13 protein-coding genes and 4 pseudogenes are annotated in these 19,210 nt (G+C 69.0%); 8 read left to right on the plus strand and 9 right to left on the minus strand.

What is annotated here, in order from left to right; translation table 11 throughout:
• Positions 1–142: 142 nt before the first annotated feature.
• Positions 143–949 (plus strand): DUF4142 domain-containing protein, encoded by an 807-nt coding sequence (locus tag M2271_RS17160; protein ID WP_280888099.1) that lies wholly within the window; start codon positions 143–145, stop codon positions 947–949.
• Between the two features lie 91 nt (positions 950–1,040).
• On the opposite strand, the pseudogene M2271_RS17165 reads toward M2271_RS17160, so the two are convergent.
• Positions 1,041–3,496, minus strand: a pseudogene (locus tag M2271_RS17165) (glycoside hydrolase family 2 TIM barrel-domain containing protein).
• A 409-nt stretch (positions 3,497–3,905) separates the two neighbouring features.
• Between M2271_RS17165 and M2271_RS17170 the strand changes: the two are divergent.
• A complete protein-coding gene (locus M2271_RS17170; RefSeq protein ID WP_280888100.1) occupies positions 3,906–4,640 on the plus strand; it encodes a heparin lyase I family protein in 735 nt (244 codons plus the stop codon).
• A gap of 217 nt (positions 4,641–4,857) precedes the next feature.
• On the opposite strand, the gene M2271_RS17175 is transcribed toward M2271_RS17170, so the two are convergent.
• Positions 4,858–6,759 carry a fibronectin type III domain-containing protein gene (locus M2271_RS17175; protein WP_280888101.1) on the minus strand — a complete coding sequence of 634 codons (1,902 nt, stop codon included), beginning with the start codon at positions 6,757–6,759 and terminating at the stop codon, positions 4,858–4,860.
• 402 nt (positions 6,760–7,161) lie between these two features.
• On the opposite strand from M2271_RS17175, the gene M2271_RS17180 reads away from it, so the two are divergent.
• Positions 7,162–8,901: an alpha/beta fold hydrolase gene (locus M2271_RS17180; RefSeq protein WP_280888102.1), complete on the plus strand. Its 1,740-nt coding sequence runs from the start codon at positions 7,162–7,164 to the stop codon at positions 8,899–8,901.
• On the opposite strand, the gene hemQ is transcribed toward M2271_RS17180, so the two are convergent.
• Entirely contained in the window at positions 8,902–9,633 is a 732-nt protein-coding gene (gene hemQ, locus M2271_RS17185; protein WP_280888103.1) for a hydrogen peroxide-dependent heme synthase, read from the minus strand.
• 5 nt (positions 9,634–9,638) lie between these two features.
• Entirely contained in the window at positions 9,639–11,108 is a 1,470-nt protein-coding gene (hemG, locus tag M2271_RS17190) for a protoporphyrinogen oxidase (RefSeq protein ID WP_280888104.1), read from the minus strand.
• 173 nt (positions 11,109–11,281) lie between these two features.
• Between hemG and M2271_RS17195 the strand changes: the two genes are divergently transcribed.
• Both M2271_RS17195 and M2271_RS17200 read left to right on the plus strand, forming a co-directional pair.
• Positions 11,282–12,289, plus strand: coding sequence for a DUF4349 domain-containing protein (locus M2271_RS17195; protein WP_280888105.1), 1,008 nt, complete (start codon positions 11,282–11,284; stop codon positions 12,287–12,289).
• 121 nt (positions 12,290–12,410) lie between these two features.
• Complete coding sequence (locus M2271_RS17200) at positions 12,411–13,808, plus strand: FAD-dependent oxidoreductase (RefSeq protein ID WP_280888106.1); 1,398 nt, start codon at positions 12,411–12,413, stop codon at positions 13,806–13,808.
• 189 nt (positions 13,809–13,997) lie between these two features.
• On the opposite strand, the gene M2271_RS17205 is transcribed toward M2271_RS17200, so the two are convergent.
• Positions 13,998–14,324, minus strand: a complete 327-nt coding sequence (locus M2271_RS17205; RefSeq protein WP_280888107.1) for a hypothetical protein — start codon at positions 14,322–14,324, stop codon at positions 13,998–14,000.
• Between the two features lie 119 nt (positions 14,325–14,443).
• Between M2271_RS17205 and M2271_RS17210 the strand changes: the two genes are divergently transcribed.
• A complete protein-coding gene (locus tag M2271_RS17210; protein ID WP_280888108.1) occupies positions 14,444–15,262 on the plus strand; it encodes a rhomboid family intramembrane serine protease in 819 nt (272 codons plus the stop codon).
• Positions 15,263–15,765: 503 nt separating this feature from the next.
• Here the strand turns inward: M2271_RS17210 and M2271_RS17215 are convergent.
• Positions 15,766–16,035, minus strand: a pseudogene (locus M2271_RS17215) (helix-turn-helix domain-containing protein); the annotation flags it as partial.
• 583 nt (positions 16,036–16,618) lie between these two features.
• Between M2271_RS17215 and M2271_RS17220 the strand changes: the two are divergent.
• Positions 16,619–16,747: pseudogene (locus tag M2271_RS17220) on the plus strand (transposase); the annotation flags it as partial.
• A gap of 237 nt (positions 16,748–16,984) precedes the next feature.
• Here M2271_RS17220 and M2271_RS17225 read toward each other — a convergent pair.
• On the minus strand, positions 16,985–17,596 hold the full coding sequence (locus M2271_RS17225) for a hypothetical protein (protein ID WP_280888118.1): 612 nt from the start codon (positions 17,594–17,596) through the stop codon (positions 16,985–16,987).
• A 908-nt stretch (positions 17,597–18,504) separates the two neighbouring features.
• Here M2271_RS17225 and M2271_RS17230 point away from each other — a divergent pair.
• Positions 18,505–18,691: pseudogene (locus M2271_RS17230) on the plus strand (hypothetical protein); the annotation flags it as partial.
• On the opposite strand, the gene M2271_RS17235 reads toward M2271_RS17230, so the two are convergent.
• Together M2271_RS17235 and M2271_RS17240 are read right to left on the minus strand one after the other, a co-directional pair.
• Positions 18,628–18,771, minus strand: coding sequence for a hypothetical protein (locus tag M2271_RS17235; protein WP_280888119.1), 144 nt, complete (start codon positions 18,769–18,771; stop codon positions 18,628–18,630). The pseudogene M2271_RS17230 and the gene M2271_RS17235 sit on opposite strands and share 64 nt — an antisense overlap.
• Positions 18,768–19,016, minus strand: a complete 249-nt coding sequence (locus tag M2271_RS17240) for a Smr/MutS family protein (protein ID WP_280888109.1) — start codon at positions 19,014–19,016, stop codon at positions 18,768–18,770. The genes M2271_RS17235 and M2271_RS17240 overlap by 4 nt, the downstream gene beginning before the upstream one ends.
• Positions 19,017–19,210 lie beyond the last annotated feature (194 nt).

The following is a 19,210-nucleotide window of genomic DNA, read 5'->3' on the forward strand; positions in this document are numbered from 1 at the left end:
TCCTCTCCCGCTCCCCCATTCGCCCCACCTCACCCACGTTGCAACCTTTCACCCGCGTACGGCGGTTGACGTAGACCCCGAAGTAACATGTCAACCCCGCACCTGAAACCCACTAGCGTGCGGTGCCGCAACAGGAGGCACCATGCGACCGCGACCCCCCGTCAACGGCAGAGGCATCTTCACCGGCACCGGGATCATCATCACCGGTCTGCTGGCGACTTTCGTGGCGTTGATCTTCCCGATCTGGTCGTACGCCGACCGGTCCGGCACCAGCGTGGACGTGCTGAACGCGCAGACCGTGTCGACGAGGTACGGACCGCTGTCCGGCCTCGACCGGGACTTCGTCACCAAGGTCCGGCTGGCCGGCCTGTGGGAGCTGCCCGCCGGCCGGCAGGCGCAGCAGAAGGGGACGACGGGGGCCGTACGGACGGCGGGGCAGCACCTCGTCGAGGGGCACACCTTCCTGGACGAACGGGTCCGTGGCGTGGCCGCCGAACTGGGCCTGGAGCTGCCCGACGAGCCGAACGACCAGCAGAAGCAGTGGCTCGCGACGCTGAACTCGACCCAAGGAGCGGACTACGACCGCCAGTTCGCCAACATCCTGCGGCTGGCCCACGGCAGGGTGTTCTCGGTCGTCGCCCAGGTGCGGGCCGGCACCCGCAACTCCCTCGTTCGCGCCCTCGCGGACGACGCCAACACGACCGTGCTGGACCACATCAAGGTCCTGGAGGCCACGGGGTACGTCGACTTCGACGCACTGGCCCGGGACATGGTCGCCGGCAGCACGCCCCCGATCACCAACTCCCCAGCCCCGGCAGGCCCGACGACGGACCCGAGCCCGGCGTTCCCGGCGTTCCCGACGTTCCCGGTGACACCCTCCCCGTCCCCGAGCTATACGCTCCCGCCGCCCGCGTCCAGCCCGCCCCCGCAGGCACCCGAGATCTCCTGACGAGACCTCCTGCCCCCGGCGCTCACCGGAACGTCACATACCGACAGCGCTCCATCCACGACGGCGAACAAGGCATGGCGCCGCGCTTCGCTCAGCCGGTCGGGGCCTCCAGCTTGCTGATCCGTACCGCCCCCTGGACCTCTCCCGGTCGGCTGCTGGTCAGTGTGAGCCGCAGCCGGGAGCCGCGAACCTGGTCGAAGGTGAGCACGGTAGGCGTGTCCGAGGCGGTGGCCCACTCCACCGTGGTGCCCGTCACCGGCACGAACCGGCGGCCGTCCCACACCGCGACCTCGACCGACGCGGGCAGGGCATGGGTGCCGTCCACGGTGAAGGAGACCTCCACCTGGTCGAAGGTCCTGGCCCGCCCCCAGTCCACGCAGACCCAGTCCTTCGGGCGGGCGCCGTCGAACGCGGGCAGCAGGGACGTCGCGGACTTGGAGAACGCGTTGGACCAGCCGGTCGCCGGGTCGCCGTCGAGCATGGCGGCCGGCAGGGTGTCTTCTTGGTGTCGAACGTCCGGGTGCCCAGGGAGGTCCCGTTCAGGAACAGCTCGACGGTGTCGACGTTGGCGTACGCCCAGACCTCGACCGTGTCGCCCTTGTCGTGGTTCCAGGTCATCGGAAGCAGATGGACCATGGGCTCATCCGTCCACTGGCTCCGGAACAGGTGGTACATGTCCTTGGGGAAGCCGGCCGTGTCGACCGCGCCGAAGAAGGAGGCCTTCACCGGGAAGACCTTGTACGGCGTGGGCTCGCCTATGTAGTCGATGCCCGACCACAGGAACTGCCCGGCCAACCACTTCCGGTCCCTGTCCCTCTTGTGCTCGTACTCGCCGCTCAGCGTCCAGCCGGCGAGGTTGTTGTCGTACGACGAGGTCGCGCGCTTGCCGGGGGTGTGGTTCTCACCCGTGTTGAGGTGCTCGGGCTCCTGATACGTGCCGCGACTGGAGGTCTGGGACGACGACTCGGACACGAAGAGGAAGAGGTGCGGGTAGGCGGCGTGCAGGGCGTCCGCGGACTTCGCGGTGTTGTAGTTGAGACCGAGCCCGTCGAGTTTGGCGAGCATGAGGTCGGCCGCGGAGCCCTTGGCAGGGACGCCCCCGCGGTACTTGTTCGAGCCGATGACCAGCGGGCGGGTGTCGTCCGCCGCCTTGATCGCGGCGATGACGCGGTCTGCCATGGCGAGCCCGGCGGTGGCGGTCGAGTCGGTGATCTCGTTTCCGATGGACCACAGCACCACGGCGGGCGAGTTGCGGGCCGCGAGCCCCATCTCGGTCGCGTCCCGCTCGCACCACTCGTCGAAGAACCGGCCGTAGTCGTACCGCGTCTTGCCGGTCTGCCAGCAGTCGAAGGCCTCCACCATCATGACGATGCCGAGCTCCTCGCAGACCTGGATCACCTGCGGCGAGGGCGGGTTGTGGGAGGTGCGGAAGGCGTTGACACCCATCGACTTCATGATGGTCATCTGCCGGCGTACGGCGTCGATGCTGACGGCGGATCCGAGCGCGCCCTGGTCGTGGTGCAGGTCGACGCCCTTGATCTTGGTATGGGCGCCGTTGAGGTGGAAGCCCTCGTCCGGGTCGAAGCGGAAGGTGCGGATGCCGAAGGGGGTGCGGTAGGTGTCGGTCGCCTTGCCGCCGACACGGAGTTCGGTTTCCAGGGTGTAGCGCTGCGGGGTCTCGATGTCCCACAACCGCGGTCTGGGGACGGTCAGTTCATGGGTCTCGGAGGTCTTGTCGCCGACGGCGACGGTGACGGTGGAGGCCGTGCGGGCGACCGTGAGGCCGTCGGGATCGACGACTGTCGATCTGATCTCGACCTCGCTCGCCGCTCCGGACTCGTTCACCACGGAGGTACCCACCCGGACGACGGCACGCTTCCCGGTGATGTCCGGCGTCGTGACATACGTCCCCCAGCGCTCGACGTGCACCGCCTCGGTGACCACGAGGCGGGCCTCGCGGTAGATGCCGCTGCCGGAGTACCAGCGGCTGCTGGGGAGCTGGTTCTGCACCTTGACGGCGATGACGTTCTCGGTGGTGCCGTCGGTGTGCAGCATGTCGGTGAGGTCGAAGGCGAACCCCGTGTACCCGTACGGGTGCCGGCCCGCCTCCTCGCCGTTGCAGTAGACGTACGAGTCCATGTAGATCCCGTCGAACTCGACGGAGATCCGCTTGCCGGCACAGGCGGGCGGCAGCGTGAACCCGATGCGGTACCAGCCGAGGCCGCCCGGCAGGAAACCGGTGCCGCTGGTGGTGCCGTTGTCCGTGGTGGGGGTCTGCTCGATGCTCCAGTCGTGCGGGACGGCGACCTCGCGCCACGCCGAGTCGTCGTGGCCGGGGTCGGCCGCGTCGGCGTACGCGCCGGTCGGGTCGGTGATCCCGCCGGGGTTGACCAGCGCGAAGCGCCAGCCGTCACGCAAGGCGACGGTGTGGCGACCCGTGGCACCGGTGGAGGCCGTGGCAGCCTGCGCGGCCGGGGTGCCGAGAATTGCTCCTGCCGTCGGTACGGCCGTGCTGGCGATCAGGACCGATCTGCGAGTGACCGTCATCGCGGCTCTCCCTCTCCAAGAGACCAGAAGTGCTCACAACTCATCGGGAACAAACAGCATCTGATGACGCGCCACACGGTCCCGTCAAGGGTGCGGGAAGCCCCTTCTGTCCCGGACGCCTCCTCGGGCCCAAAGGGAGGCCCATGACCCGATGAGGTCCGATGAGGTCCGATGACTTGGCAGTCCACGACCTCTGGCCCTGTACTCGATCTCCTGGCGCACGCACTCTGAGGTAAGGGCACACAAGAAACGTAGAGGTAGCCGACGAAGCGTCAATGACTTCGACGGCGATACATCGGATCAATGTGCCCGAGATGCGGGGACGCGGTCACGTCAAAAGTATGGACCTGCTCATGCCGATCGGTTACGGTCCCAACCGCCTCAGGAGGACCCCCCACAAGGAGCCGAGATGCCCGTTCGACCCATGACACCTCGTACGAGGACGCTGTTTTCAGCCTTACCCGTCGGCGCCGCCGCCTGCGTGCTCGCGCTCGCGTGGCCGGCCCAGGCCGCTTCCATCTGGACCGGCGACGCCTCCGGCGGCACCAAGGTGTTCGGGCTGCTGAACTGTGACGCCCCCGGCAGCATCACCACCGCGAACGACGCGGAGCGGGGCAAGGTCTGGAAGTACAGCAAGCCGAGCGGCAGCAACCGCTGCGAGAGCCACGGCATCACGGTCGACGGCGCGAAGTACACCTTCCAGAACGGCAAGACCTACTGGTTCGGCTGGTCGAGCAAGCTGTCCAGCACCGTGGACAACAACGCCAACTTCCAGTGGAAGTCCTACGGCGACCACATCCAGAACTGGCCGGTCGTGCTGAAGATGATCGGCGGCCGCGCCACGGTGATCCAGCGTCAGCCCGACAACAAGGTCTACACGATCTGGTCAGCGCCCGTCTCGGCCGGCCAGTGGAACCGCTACGCGATCGGGCTTCATCTGTCCGACGCCACCAAGGGCGGATGGGTCGAGCTCTATTTCAACGGCAAACACCAGACGTTCAGCGACGGCACCACACAGTGGGCCTGCCGCACCTTCGACAGCAGCAACGACCCGAAGTGGGGCACCTACGGGGCCGAGGGAAGCAGCGTCGTCAACTACGTCGACGACCTCAAGGCCGGAACCGCATACAGCGACGTGGACTGATCCCCGACCATGACTCACGATCGCTGACCTCCAGCCGTGCTCTCGGCGGGCGGCCGGAAGTCTCGTACCGCACCACGGCGGCGGCCGGTCCCACGCACCGGGCCGCCGATCCCGGCCTCCCGGCCTCCGCCCCCTCACCAACCCGTGCCGCCGGCGTCCACCGCGGTCGGCCGGGCGGCCGACCGCGGTGGACGCCGCACGCCCTGACGCCTTCGGGTCAGGCCGGCTGCCAGGACAGGATCGCCTGGTACTGCGACTCGATGCCGCCGGCCGCGATGACGGCGGACGGAACCTGGGACGCCCCGGTGATGTTGTGGTTGTCCTTGATCAGGACGCCCTTGTCGTCGTAGTCGGCCGGACCGTTCGGCCAGTAGTTGCCCTCGATGTCCGTCGGGTCGTACGTCCCGTCGCCCGCGGTGTAGTTCCCGTGTTTGCTCCCCCACGGCGAGACATTGATGTTCCACACCGCGTTGCCGAGGATCGACACGTAGGTGGCGCCGTTGTCGGTGTACAGGACGTGGCCGCCGGAGGTGTTGAGCTGGTCGTGGACCAGGTTGCCGGTCACACGCTCACCGCTCGCCATCGAGGTGCCGGTGATCCCGTTCGTGTAGACGGCACCGCCGTCGCCGAGCAGCGACATGTGGTCGTAGATCAGGTTGTTCGAGATCGTGTTGTTGTTCGAGTAGTTCGGCTGTGCGGGCAGACTCACCTTGTCGGGCCAGCCGCCCCAGCCGATGGAGATCGCCGTGTAGGGCACATGGTCGATCTGATTGTGGGTGATGGTCGATGTCTCGACATATCCGGCGTCGATGGCGACCCCGCCGTGGTATTCGGCGGCGGTGTCGTAGAAGTGGCTGTCTTTGACGGTGATCCCGCTGGTGTGCTGGGCCGCGCTGCTGGGCTGCGGGATGTCCACGCCGCCCAGGTCGAGGCCGTTGCCGGAGATGTCGGTGAACACGCAGGCGGTGACCGTGGCGTTCTGCGAGCCGTTGCCGAGGTCCAGTCCGGCCGCGCCGAGATGGACGAAGTAGTCGTGGTCGAAGTGGATGCTCTTGTCGTAGGTGAACCGTACCGCGCCGGGCATCTTCGTCCAGTTGCCGTACGGGCAGGTGCCGCCTGACACGAAGTCGCACAGTCCCTGGGTGGCGTAGCCCGACGCACCGGTGACCTGGTACGTGGCCTGGATCTCGGAGAAGCCGGTGCCGGTGTTCGAGGTCGTGTAGTTCGCGTAGCTGAACTGGATGCCCTGGAAGCCGACATGACTGGGCTCGTCCGAGGCCTTGCCGGAGGACGCCACCAGGGTGTCGAGCGAGGGCGCCTCCACGTCCGCGGTGGTCAGGTTCTCCCCGGAACGCGGAATGTAGTAGAACCGGTGCTCGCTCTTGTCCAGGTAGAACTCACCCGGCTTGTCGAGGAGTTCGTAGGCGTTCTCCACCGCCGTCGGCGCCTCGGTGATCGACTTGCGGCCGACCAGGTTGTAGGTGCGGCCCGAGTCGTCGGTACGCATGACGCGCTGGGTGGAGTTGTTCCAGCAGGGCTGGGCCATGGCGATGGCGGTACCGGTGACCGCGGCGACCGGACAGCGCGGCTCGGTCCACAGCCCGAGGCCGCCCCGATAGACGAACTCGATCGCCGACGGATTACGCCAGCCGGCCATCGGGTCGCCGGACGCGGTTTTGTATCCGGTCACCGTCTGGGTCACCGACACCGGCAGGGAGCCGTTGGCGCGCTGGGCGCGTACGCCGCCCACGTAGAGCTGCCGGGTGTCCAGGCCGCTGGGGGCCGGGGCGGACCAGATGCTGCCCGTGCCGGTCTTTGCCCAGCCGGTGATGCGGGCACCACCGCTGATGACCGGGGTCTGTCCGGACGCCGCCTTCCACCAGACGGTACCGGCCGTACCGCCGCCGGAGTCCGCAGCGGTGAAGGTCAGCGTCTTGGTCATCCGGTAGACGCCACCGGCCAAGGTCACGGTGATCGGGCCGGACGTCGATTTGTCGATCGCCCGGACTGCGGTCTGCGCCTTGGTGAGCGTGCGGAAGGGGGCGCCGACGCTGGTTCCAGCGTTGCTGTCGCTGCCGCTGGGCGAGACGAAGTAGGTGATCGCGGTCGCCGCGTGCACGGGCAGGGCGAGCGCTCCGACGGACAGGAGCGCGCAAAGGAAGGCCGCAATGACACGATAAGACCCGATGAATAAGTGGAGCACTCCAGCGGGTCTCGTGACGTGCGCCTGGTCTCTTGTGGAAAACATGCGGGGAAAGTAGGGGCAGCAGGGGGAGATTTCAATGGCCGCGACGAGGAAACATCGGACCAATTGCTCCTGTCACCTTGGCGGCCTGTGCGTCGGCGCCGGCCTTCACCCACCGCGAGCCGCAGAACCGGCGCGCAGAGCGGGACGGCGGGATCCGCTCGCCCGGGGGGCGTGCGGAGGCATTGGGGCCGACACCGGCGGTCGGTACTTGCCTTCACCGACGCCCGAACGAAACATCCCTTCTGTCGCTACCGTGCATCGAAGGGATACGCGATGAGAGCCCCCGCCCTGTACTCGGCCGCCGGGTCCTTGCTCCTGACCGCGCTGGTCGCCGCCCCGGCGGACGGCGCTCCGGCGGTCCCGGGCTCGGCCGAGCTGCGCGGCACGGCGGTGGCCGCCACGCGGGCCCGGGCGGCGGGCGTCGTCTTCGGCGCCTGCCCCGCCGAGGAGGACCTGCCGGTCCCGGTGCGGTGCGGCACCGTGTCGGTCCCGCTCGACTACGCCCATCCCGACGGTCGGCAGATCAGACTGACCGTCAGCCGGGTGCCGGCCACCCAGAAGGACCCGTACAACAGCAAGCGCCGGGTGCCCCGGCAGGGCGCCCTGGTCTTCAACCCCGGCGGACCGGGCGCCTCCGGCATGTACTTCCCGTTGATCGGCGCGCTCCCCGAGTGGAAGCGGGTCGCGGCGGCGTACGACCTCGTCGGCTACGCCCCGCGCGGAGTGGGCCGTTCCGCGCCGCTGTCCTGCCAGGACCCCAAGACGTTCTTCCGTACTCCTTCGCAGGCGCCGACGTACCCCTCGGAGTCGTACAAGAAGGAGCGCGTCGCGCAGGCGAAGGCGTACGCGCGCGGCTGTGCGACGCGGGCGGGCGACACGCTGCGGCACTACACCTCGCTCAACAACGCCCGTGACCTGGACATCCTGCGCGCCGCGCTGGGCGAGCAGAGGCTGACGTTCATGGGCGCGTCGTACGGCACGTACTTCGGGGCGCTGTACGCGACCCTGTTCCCCTCGCACGTACGGCGGATGGTGTTCGACGCGGCCGTGGACCCGGACCCCGAGCAGGTCTGGTACCGCAACAACCTCAAGCAGTCGGCCGTGTTCGAGGAGCGCTGGCAGGACTTCCGGGACTGGATCGCGCGGCACGACGACGTGTACGGGCTGGGTGACACGGCGGACAAGGTGCTGCGCAGCTACGAGAAGGCGGCGGCGCTGCTCGCGCGGAAGCCCGCGGGCGGGACGGTGGGGCCCGGGGAGCTGCAGGGGGCGTTTCTGTCGGCCGGGTACTACGACGACTACTGGCCGCATCGCGCGCGGGCGCTGTCGGCATATCTGAAGGGTGACCCGCAGCCGCTGATCGAGCAGGCCGGACCGTATCCGGAGGCGGCGGCCGAGGCGGAGAACTCGCACGCGGTCTACACGGCCGTCGAGTGCAACGACGCGCCTTGGCCGACGGAGTGGACTGTGTGGGACCGGGACAACACCCGGCTCGCGCGCGTGGCGCCCTTCGAGACCTGGGGCAACGTGTGGACGAACCTGCCGTGTGCCTTCTGGCCGGCGCCCCGTCAGCAGCCCCTCGATGTGCGGACGGGGCCCGGTGAGCTGCCTCCCACGCTCGTCCTGGCGGCCGAGCGGGATGCTGCCGCGCCGTATGAAGGAGCCCTGGAACTGCGGCGGCGGCTGTCGGGCTCGGTGCTGGTGACCGAGCGGGACGCGGGCACGCACGGCATCGCGTACGGGCCGAACCCGTGCGTCAACAGCCACGTGGACGCGTATCTGCTGGAGGGCGCACTCCCGGCACGGCGCACGGCCTGCGCCCCGCACCCGGAGCCCAGCCCGGTGACCGAGCCCGGGCCGGTGACCGAGCCCGGGCCGGTCGCCAACCCCAGCCCGGTCGCCAACCCCAGCCCGGTGACCGAGCCCAGCCCGGTCGCCGAGCCCAGCCCGGTCGCCGGGCTCAAGCCGGTGACCGAGCCCCCGAAGGCGCCGGCCACCCGGTCCGCGCGCTGATCAGGCGAGGCCCTCGACCAGCTCGGCGACGGACTTGCGGCGCCCGGTGTAGAAGGGGACCTCCTCGCGGACGTGCATCCGGGCCTCCGAGGCGCGCAGGAGGCGCATGAGGTCGACAATGCGGTACAGCTCGTCGGCCTCGAAGGCGAGGATCCACTCGTAGTCGCCGAGAGAGAACGAGGCGACCGTGTTGGCGCGCACGTCTGGGTAGCCGCGGGCCATCTTGCCGTGGTCGGCGAGCATACGGCGACGGTCCTCGTCGGGCAGCAGGTACCAGTCGTAGGAGCGCACGAAGGGGTAGACGCTGACGTAGTCGCGGGGCGTCTCGTCGGCGAGGAACGCCGGGATGTGCGCGCGGTTGAACTCGGCGGGGCGGTGCAGCGCCATGTTCGACCAGACCGGCTCCAGCGCGCGACCGAGCCTGGTGCGGCGGAAGAGGTTGTACGCCTCCTGGAGCTGGTCGCTGGTCTCCGCGTGCCACCAGATCATGAGGTCGGCATCGGCGCGCAGGCCGGACACGTCGTAGGTGCCACGGATCGTCACGTCCTTGGCGGCGAGCTGGTCGAACAGCTCCTGGACCTCGTCGGCGTAGCCCGCGCGGTCCTCGGGCAGGACGTCCTTCAGTTTGAAGACCGACCAGAGGGTGTAGCGGATGACCTCGTTGAGGTCCTTGGCCAGCTTGCCCTTGTTCGGGATGCGGCCGGCCTCGGGGGTGGGGGCGTCGTCACTCATGGTCCTTATTCTCCCGCTCCGCCATGCAGACTCTGCACCGGGTTGGCGGTGAGCTCCGGTACGGCGCTCAGGTCGCCGCCGAGCTGGTCCACCGCCGCGTAGGCGCTCGCGATGCACGCCGGGATGCCGACGCCGTCGTACGGGGCGCCGCACACGGCGAGGCCCGGCAGTCTGCCGACGTGTTCGCGGATGCGGGCCACGCGCGCGTGGTGGCCGACGGGGTACTGGGGCAGGCCGTCGGTCCAGCGAGTGACGCGGGTCTCGAGCGGGGTGGCGTCGAGACCGGTGGCCTCCCGGAGGTCGTGGCGCGAGACCTCGACGAGTCCGGCGTCCTCCCGCTGGAGGATCTCCATCTCGCCGTGGCGTCCGACGGAGGTGCGCAGGACCAGGAGGTCCGGGTTCTCGTCGGCGATCCACCCCCACTTCCGGGAGGCGAAGGTGGACGCCTTGATGCTGCGTCCGTCGACCGGCGGGACGAGGAAGCCGCTGCCCTCGGGAAGCGTGACGTCCGCGCGGCGGTAGGCGAGGGTGACCAGGGCCATGGAGGCGTACTCGATGCCGGTGAGCTCGGCGGCCGCCCCCGGGGCCTCCGTACGCAGCAGCGCGGCGGCGGCCGGGGCGGGGACGGCGACGACGACCGCGTCGGCGTGCAGGACCCGGCCCCCGGCGACCACCCGCCACCCGGCGGACGGCTCACGGCGCAGCTCCGTCACCGCCGCACCGGTCAGGATCTCGCCCCCGCGCTCCCGCACCGATTCCGCCACCGCGAGCGGCAGGCTCCCCACCCCGCCCTCGATGCCCATGAACACCGGCCCGGTCTGCTGGTTGGCCGCGGCCTTCGCCTGGATCTCCCGCACCGCCCGGGTCAGGGAGTCGTGCGTCAGTGCGGCCTGGTAGAGCTGCGGGACCGCCGAGCGCAGGGAGATGCGGTACGCGTCGCCCGCGTACACCCCGCCCAGCAGCGGCTCGACGAGGCGATCGACGACCTCGCGGCCGAGCCGCGCCGCCACGTACTCCCCGACCGCGACGTCGTCGCCGACCTCGGTACGAGGCAGGTCGGCGTCGCGTTCGATACGGGCGAGGCCCTCTTCGGACAGCACTCCGGCCAGGGCGGAGGCGGTGCCGGGGACGCCCATCACATGGCCCTTGGGCATGGGGCGCAGGGCGCCGCGGGTCCACAGGGAGGCGGTCGCGGTGGCGGGCGGCTGGAGACGGTCGGTCAGGCCCACCTCACGGGCCAGGGCAACGGCCTCGGGGCGGCGGGCGAGCATCGACTCGGCACCGAAGTCGACGCGGGCGCCCGCGATCTCGCCGGGGAGCAGCTTGCCGCCGACGCGGTCCGCTGCCTCCAGCACGGTCACGCCGACCCCGCGTCGCAGCAGCCGGTGGGCGGCGGCCAGCCCCGCGATTCCGGCTCCGACGACCACGACCCGGGTCTGGGTGACCTTGGCCCGACCTGCACCCGTTGCGCTCATGACCCCACCTTCTCAGACCCCACTGACACTCCGCCCGAGACCCCGGTGTCCGTCACGAGTCCCGATCGTGACCCCATCGGGACCGCGGGGCCCCAACGTTCGGTCCCGGTCCGGCGTCGAAGGAGTGTTCGTCGAAAAGTGTCAGCCGTCACGACCATCGAGGGTAGGCCCATATGCGCACACGACGTTCCGTACGGCCCGTCCAAGGCCTGGCCGGGCTGCTGCTGGCGGCGGCCCTCGCGCTGTCCGGCTGCAGCGCCGGCAGCGACGATTCCGGTGGTGCCGGCAGCAAGCCGGCCAACGACGGGGCCGCCGCGCAGAGCGACGCGAAGGGGGTCGCGCCCGGCGGCGCGGCGGGCAGCGACAGCGGGGCGGGCGGCGCCAAGGCGACCGCGCCGCCCAGGGTCACCAGCCACATCATCCGCACGGCGGCCCTGACCGTGCAGGTCAAGGATGTCCCGAAGGCCCTCGACGACGCCCGCTCCACCGTCGAGACCGCGGGCGGCTATGTCGGTGACGAGTCCACCAGCCGCGACGGGGACGGCCGTGAGCGCACCCGGGTCGTACTGCGGGTGCCCGTCGACCAGTACGACGCGGTCCTCGCCGACCTCCAGGGCGCGGGCAAGCTCCTGGAGCGCACCGCGAAGGCTCAGGATGTCACCGACCAGGTCGTCGACGTGGACAGCCGGATCACGTCGCAGCGCGCCAGTGTGGCCCGGGTGCGCGAGCTGATGGACCAGGCGACCAAGCTCAGTGACGTGGTGACGCTGGAGGGCGAGCTGAGCCGGCGGGAGTCCGACCTGGAGGCGCTGCTGGCCCAGCAGTCGTCCCTGAAGGACCGCACCAGCCTGGCCACCATCACCCTGTCCCTGTCCGGGACTCCGGTGAAGAAGGCGGCGAAGGAAGACGACGCCGACGACGACCCAGGTTTCGTGGACGCGCTGGCGGGCGGCTGGGGCGCGTTCGTGACGATGCTGCGCTGGCTCGCCGTGGTCATCGGGGCGGTGCTGCCGTTCGTGGCGGTGGCCGCGCTGATCGTCCTGGTGTGGCTGCGGATCGTCCGGCCCCGCCTGCCGCGCGGGCCGGCCACCACGCCCACGTCGACCGCCCTGGGCCCGCTTCCGACGGCCAGGCCCGCCCCGGAGTCCACCCGCCCGCAGCAGGGTGGCGAGCAGGACTGAGCCACTGCCGGAAGGGACCGGTGCGGCGACAGGGGATCGGCGATAAGAGATGGGCGATAGGCGGCAGGCGCTCGGCGACGGGCAACAGCACCGAAATGCCCTGCCCCCGTAGCGTGTTCGCATGAGCATGAGCCGTACGAAGCGTGGGTCGGAGCGTCTGGTCGTGATCGGCGGTGACGCCGCGGGGATGTCCGCGGCGTCACAGGCACGTCGTCTGAAGGGCCCGGACGAGCTGGAGATCGTGGCGTTCGACCGGGGCCACTTCACCTCCTACTCGGCCTGCGGCATCCCGTACTGGGTCGGCGGTGACGTCGCCGAGCGGGACCAGCTGATCGCCCGTACGCCCGAGGAGCACCGGGCCCGCGGCATCGACCTGCGTATGAGAACCGAGGTCACGGAGATCGACGTGGCCGGCGGGCGGGTACGCGCGCGTGACGTGGATTCCGGAGCCGAGTCCTGGACGTCGTACGACAAACTCGTCATCGCAACCGGTGCCCGCCCGTTCCGGCCGGACCTGCCGGGGGTGGACGCGCCCGGCGTCCACGGTGTGCAGACACTCGACGACGGCCAGGCGCTCCTGGACACGCTGGCACGCACGCGTGGCCGCCGCGCGGTGGTCGTCGGTGCGGGATACATCGGTGTGGAGATGGCCGAGGCGCTCATCAGACGCGGCTACGAGGTGACGGTCGTCAACCGGGGCAAGGAGCCGATGTCCACGCTCGACCCGGACATGGGCCGACTGGTGCACGAGGCGATGGAGGGCATGGGCATCACCATGGTCGACGACGCCGAGGTCACCAAGGTGCTCACGGACGACGGCGGCCGGGTGCGGGCGGTGGCCACTCAGGACGCCGAGTACCCGGCGGACGTGGTCGTGCTCGGCATCGGCGTACATCCCGAGACGGCGCTCGCGCGGGCCGCGGGGCTGCCGCTCGGCGTCCACGGGGGCCTGCTGACCGACCTGGCGATGCGGGTGCGCGGGCACGAGAACATCTGGGCCGGCGGCGACTGCGTGGAGGTCCTCGACCTGGTCTCGGGCCAGCTACGGCACATCGCGCTGGGCACGCACGCCAACAAGCACGGACAGATCATCGGCACGAACGTCGGCGGCGGATACGCCACCTTCCCGGGGGTGGTCGGCACGGCGGTCAGCAAGGTGTGCGACCTGGAGATCGCCCGCACCGGCCTGCGCGAGAAGGACGCCCACCGGGTCGGTCTGCGGTTCGTGGCGGTCACGATCGAGTCCACCAGCCGCGCGGGGTACTACCCCGATCCCTCTTCCATGACGGTGAAAATGCTCGCCGAGCGCCGCACGGGACGGCTGCTCGGCGTGCAGATCGTGGGCAGGGAGGGCGCGGGCAAGAGGGTCGACATCGCCGCCGTGGCCCTGACGGCCGGAATGACGGTGGAACAGATGACAGCCCTGGACCTGGGCTACGCGCCCCCGTTCTCCCCCGTGTGGGACCCGGTGCTGGTAGCCGCCAGGAAGGCCGCGAAAGCAGTGGACCAACTGGCCTAGAAGGGGTGCGGGGCGGTATCGACAAAGGGCCGGGGGCTGGGGGCCGGCTTCGCCGCGCGGGCGACCAGCCGCAACGAGCCCGCACCCCGCAGTCAGCCCGCACCCGTACAGCGTTACGCGCCTCCACACCCCTACAGCACTACGCGCCCCGCACCTCTACAGCGTCACGCGCCCCGCACCTCTACGGCGTCACGCGCTGCCGTTGATCCGCTCGATGGCCTGCCGAGCCTGATCCGCCGGAGGCCGCGGCGGCAACGACGACACCGACGCGCTGCCCCCCAGCGGCGTCGGCACCGGCTGCTCCCCCGGCGGCTTGGCATGAGCGGCGGACCGTGCGGAGCGCAGCCGGTTACTCACCGCCTCGTCCAGCGTCACCGGCCGCTGCATCTGCGAGGCCAGCCGCCCGGCCTCCTGACCCAGCCGGGCCACGTCCTCCCAGGGCAGTCGCACCACCAGGGAGATCTCCGCTTCCCCGTCGGGCAGAGCGTGCATCGGAGGAGTACCTCGGTCGTTCATCGCCTGTTCCTCACGTCGTCCCCGCGACCCGCCGTGCCGCGGGCGGTTGAGGAGACATACGCACGCGTGGACGGCGGCGTTCACCGGTTCGGCGCCCGCATCGGGGGCAGTACTTCCTTGTGGTCATCCCCGTCCATGACGTGAACCCCGTGCGCCGCACCCCCGTGGTGACTTACGCGCTGATCGCCGCGAACGTCCTCGTCTTCCTGTTCACGCCCGGAATCGCCGGTTCCGTGGCCGGGGACAGCAGCCTGTCCCAGCTCTGCCACCTCCAGGCGTTCCTGGACCACTACGCGGCCGTTCCACAGGAGTTGATCCACCATCAGATGCCGCGGCTGGTCCCGACGGGCGACGTCGGTGTGGGCGCCCGGGGCGCGGGCTGCGTGGTCGGACCGCCGGGCTACGACAAGTCCCCCGCACTGTCCGTGTTCACCGCGATGTTCCTGCACGGCGGCTGGCTGCACCTGCTGGGCAACATGCTGTTCCTGCTGATCTTCGGCAACAACATCGAGGACCGTCTGGGGCACATCCGTTTCACGCTGTTCTACGTCGCTTGCGGCTACGCGGCCGCATACGGCTTCGCCCTCGCGAACCCCACCTCGGGCGACCCGCTGATCGGCGCCTCCGGGGCGATCGCCGGCGTCCTCGGCGCATATCTGGTCCTGTACCCGAGAGTCAGAGTCTGGATCCTGGTCCCGTTCCTGCTCTTCCTGCCCGTGCGACTGCCTGCCTGGATCGTCCTGGGCTTCTGGTTCGCGCTCCAGGCGCTGTACTCCTCCGGCCAGGGCGTCTCCCACGCGGGCACCGTGGCATACATGGCGCACGTCGTCGGCTTCCTGACCGGCATGCTGCTCGCCTGGCCACTGCGCCCCGGCACCCCGCCGCCACCGGAGCCGCGAGGCCTGCTGTTCGGCAGGCGGGCGCGACCGGGCTGGTGAGCGCGACAGTGCCGTTCCAGCGCAGCGAGAGATTCACGCCTCCCGACGAGCGGGAGGACGCAGGGCAGGATCAGCGCGGGGCGGAGAACTCAGCCGATCGCACATATATTTGCATTATCAACCTTTGCAGCAGCAGACCATCGAGCGACACGTCACCCGCGCGATCAGTCGCATGTTCGATCGCCTTTCCCCGCCTTCAGCAGAGCTCATGCTGACCCAGCGCTGAGTTATCCGACTCGCCGTCAAGCAACACGGGGCCATGTCGACGCACTCGCCAGCTCGCCCCGGACGACACAACGGCACCCACCAACGTCGGCACCACTCAGCCACCAGGGTCCCCAGCGATGGTTCGGACCTACCAGTCCGACCATGTACCCCTCTCAAGGGCGCATGTCCACAGAGAGCAGACCCGCGGCGCGGAACATAGCGGAGCATCCTCGGTCAGCAGAACCGGGGATCCACAGCACTGAGTTCCGCGGCGATCTCCTTGTTCGTCCCGCCTTCGCGCACCGCAGCACGATCCTCGCCCGCAGTGCCAGTAACTGCACGGTCTTCGCCCGCCGCGCCCAGCGTGTCAGCTCCGCACGCTCAGCCTCGGAGAGCACCAGCTCCGGCTTGCGCCGACCCGGCTGCGGCTCGTCCACCAAGCCCGCCACCCGCCGGGCCACGAACCGCGAACGCCACTTGCGTACCGTGCCCGCGGTCACCTTGAGGTCCGCCGCCGCCCGCGAATTCGGCACCCCGGCCGCACACGCCAGAACGATGCGGGCCCGCTCCGCAAGACGCGGCTCCACCGCCCCGTCCACCCAGCGCGACAACTCGGCGAACTCCCCACCGGACAGCCTGACTTCAACACCACGAGGTCCCGGCGACATGGCCACACACACTACAGACTTGAGCCCGAAATTTCTGGCGCATCACACTAGCCCCTTGAGTCGACCTCACGGGAACCGAAATATTTGACAGGTCTCATTTGACGCGGGGACTCTGATGACCTTTTACGCGCCGCATCTATAATGTCCTTCTCTTCTCGGGTGAGAGTGTTGAGAATTCTTTGATTTTTGATCCAATCATTCAGAAGGGCATGAGAACCCCCTAGGTTTAGCGAGTAAAGCCACATACTTCTCCCCTGACCGCCTCCACTCCACTCGGTCGCCCATTCGAGCAGGTGACCTATCTTTTGTTTGGCGGTGAACCTTGACGGCATGACAACCCCTTTCCTTAACGGGCAGGCAGGACTCACATCTCGTGAACATATCCGCGGAGGGAGGAATTTGCATTTCGTCTATTTTTGCATGCCCGCAAACCCGAATACGGCCATGTCAACGACGAGAGAACCAACCACCACAACGGCTCCGCCCCCGAGAGGGGGACGCCCGTGCGACAACGATCGAACTTGCCATTCCCAGGCTTCGGACCGTCAATTACTTCCTACTATGGCTGCTGGAGCGCCGTCGTGCAGAACAGGCCCTCATCAGCGTGGTGACCGCCGCCTACCCCCCAAGTCGAGAAGCCCGAGAGAGCCGCGGTGACACGGTTGAGGAAGCCTCAGGCGTCGTCGGGTCCGTGGCAGCTGACCTTGCGGCCGAAGAAGCGGGCGGTCTCCGCGGTGTCCCCGATCTGCAGCCGGTGCCGTCGCAGGCCGCCGTGCGTAGCCCCGCCCACCAGGAACCAGCGCAATCAGCGCTGGCCACAGGGCTTTTGAGCTGGTCGAACGGGGTTTTATCGTCCGGCTTGCCTAGCCGACTTGGTCGTGACGATCATTCCGGGAAGTCGCTCGCGCGGCCCCGTGATGATATCGACGGCGTCTCGTCCTGAGCTCTCCGCCGCCGCCCGTTCCAGCTCTGTCACCGTGCCCTCGTCCAGCCATTCGGTGTGCTCGCCGCCGGAGCCCACAGGGTGCTCAGAGGGCTCCAGCGGAAACAACTCCCGCATCAGCACGCGGGGCTGCCGACCTGCGTTGACCTGCAGTACTTTGAAACGGGTGCGGGGAGAGAAGACCAGACGCCCAGGAGCGTACGGATCTACCGCTCTCGTAAGACGCCCGGTCAGCGACCACACCAAGAACCCAGGACCACCCTCGCTCAGCGCGGAGGCCGACGTAGAAGCGGTCCAGAAGCCGTGGTCGACGACGAATTGGTTCTCGCGGTACCAATCCGCCACCATCCCGACACTGCTCGTGTGCACAATTGCGGGGCCGCGATAGGACGGCAGTCTTCGTAGGCCCGACGCCGCGCAACGGGCAAGCGGTAAATGCGCACCCACCGTCCCTTCGAGTATTGCCGGATCGAGCCATTCCCATTCCCGGTCCAGGTACAGGTACACGGCAGCCAAGTCGGCAAGCGCACTGACACGATCGCGACGAGGACCACCCCGAGGACTTTGGGATTCCGGCAGTGCTCGTGTCATGACCGCCATCGCCTGCCGGTATCGCCAGCCGTACATCATCCGTAGCCAGAGCCGGTCTCGGGCGACGCCTCGTCCACCCGTCGATATGATCCGGGCGGCAGCGCGCGGGACTGATTGCACCTTAATATCGGGACCTCGCCGCGTCCGCCGCGAAAAGAATTCCGAGCCGGGATCGGGGCCCGTGCCGACGGACTCGCCGAGTGCGCTCATGGCGTCGCTTCTCCATGGAAAGCCGGGGGTGGGAGCGCGCACGGCAGGAGCACTGCGCTGGTGGCGCCTTCGACGAGTATAGGAATGGCTTGCCGAACCGGGCTGGCGCAGAGCAAGAGCTGCACGCAAGGGCACCTGCGTCGTCCTGTTCGTACGGACCGGTGCCCTTGCACGTGTCGCCGCCGGTGATTTCGACCTGATGCTGTGACATGAGGCGGGATGGCGCCCGGCGGCCACGAGGGCGGATAGGACCGCGTCCTTTCATGGCGAGGCGGACGAGTACTACAGCCTCAGATCTTGTGACCGATGATCGGTGCTGACCGTTGTCCGGTCATGCTGATGAATGTGAGTCCGCAGAACCTTGAGGGTTGGGCGGAGGAACTGGCTTCCCTGGGCAGCCCACCGGCCCGGACCCGGCAGACGAGGGAAAAGCGCGAACCCTGCACCAGACCCGGGCCACCGTCAGGCACTACAAACGGCGCGGCGGCCCTCTGCCCGCCCGCCTCCGCCCCTGGCGACAACCCGAGCAGAACCAATCACAACATCAAGATCTGAGGCTGTAGTACACGGCCCCGACTTTTTCCGCTCTGTCCGTTTGGTGATGGTTGGTCAGATTCTGTGCGGTCAACGCCAACCTCAAACGGAGCCTTCCGATGCACAGCCGGGCCCGCGCCCCAGTCCCAACTCGCCGCCGAGACCCGCAGGTTCTTCCACCGCCGCCAACGCCAGCCGCACATCGTACGCGGCTACTTCGGCGGACCACACGTCCGCTGCATCTTGCCCTGGTTGAGGCGGGCGATGTCCATGTAGTCGTCGGCCTCGTCGGCCTCGTCGGCCTCGCCGCGGCCCCCGGGCGGTACGAGCCGTCGTGGAGGTTGTCCGCGGCTCACTTGAAGTGGACGAAGACGCGGCCCTCGTTGGAGGGATCCACCTCGTACCGCTCGTAGAGCTTCTTCAGATGGGGCTGGCCCAGCATCGCCAGCACGCGTGCCTTGAGCTTGCCGGCGCCCTTCCCCGGGATGATCTCCACCAGATCCGCCTTTGTCGCCGCCGCCTTGAAGATGATCTCGCGAACGGCGCGGTCAATGTCGCGTTCGTTGCGGAACAGCGGATGCAGATCGAGCGTGAGCGTCACGAGTGTCTCCCGTCCAGGCGTTTCCCACCTAAGCCGCAGCACTGTGGCACAGCGCAGTGGCGCGGCCGAAAATACCGTATGCCTCGTGTCCAGTCGGCAGCCCAGCGGGCACTGGGGGCCGGAAAAGCCGGAAACTCGTACCTACGGACAGTCGGCAACGTACGGAAGGGCAGGACGCGTACCGCGCCACGGAG

The sequence above is a fragment of the Streptomyces sp. LBL genome (genome assembly GCF_029893585.1).
Classification (GTDB): Bacteria; Actinomycetota; Actinomycetes; order Streptomycetales; family Streptomycetaceae; genus Streptomyces.

Excerpts from the sequence above, each read along its gene's own strand:
- M2271_RS17160 (WP_280888099.1), top strand. The coding sequence starts at position 143 with ATGCGACCGCGACCCCCCGTCAACGGCAGAGGCATCTTCACCGGCACC.
- M2271_RS17170 (WP_280888100.1), top strand. The coding sequence starts at position 3,906 with ATGCCCGTTCGACCCATGACACCTCGTACGAGGACGCTGTTTTCAGCC.
- M2271_RS17180 (WP_280888102.1), top strand. The coding sequence starts at position 7,162 with ATGAGAGCCCCCGCCCTGTACTCGGCCGCCGGGTCCTTGCTCCTGACC.
- hemQ (WP_280888103.1), bottom strand. The coding sequence starts at position 9,633 with ATGAGTGACGACGCCCCCACCCCCGAGGCCGGCCGCATCCCGAACAAG.
- hemG (WP_280888104.1), bottom strand. The coding sequence starts at position 11,108 with ATGAGCGCAACGGGTGCAGGTCGGGCCAAGGTCACCCAGACCCGGGTC.
- M2271_RS17195 (WP_280888105.1), top strand. The coding sequence starts at position 11,282 with ATGCGCACACGACGTTCCGTACGGCCCGTCCAAGGCCTGGCCGGGCTG.
- M2271_RS17200 (WP_280888106.1), top strand. The coding sequence starts at position 12,411 with ATGAGCATGAGCCGTACGAAGCGTGGGTCGGAGCGTCTGGTCGTGATC.
- M2271_RS17205 (WP_280888107.1), bottom strand. The coding sequence starts at position 14,324 with ATGAACGACCGAGGTACTCCTCCGATGCACGCTCTGCCCGACGGGGAA.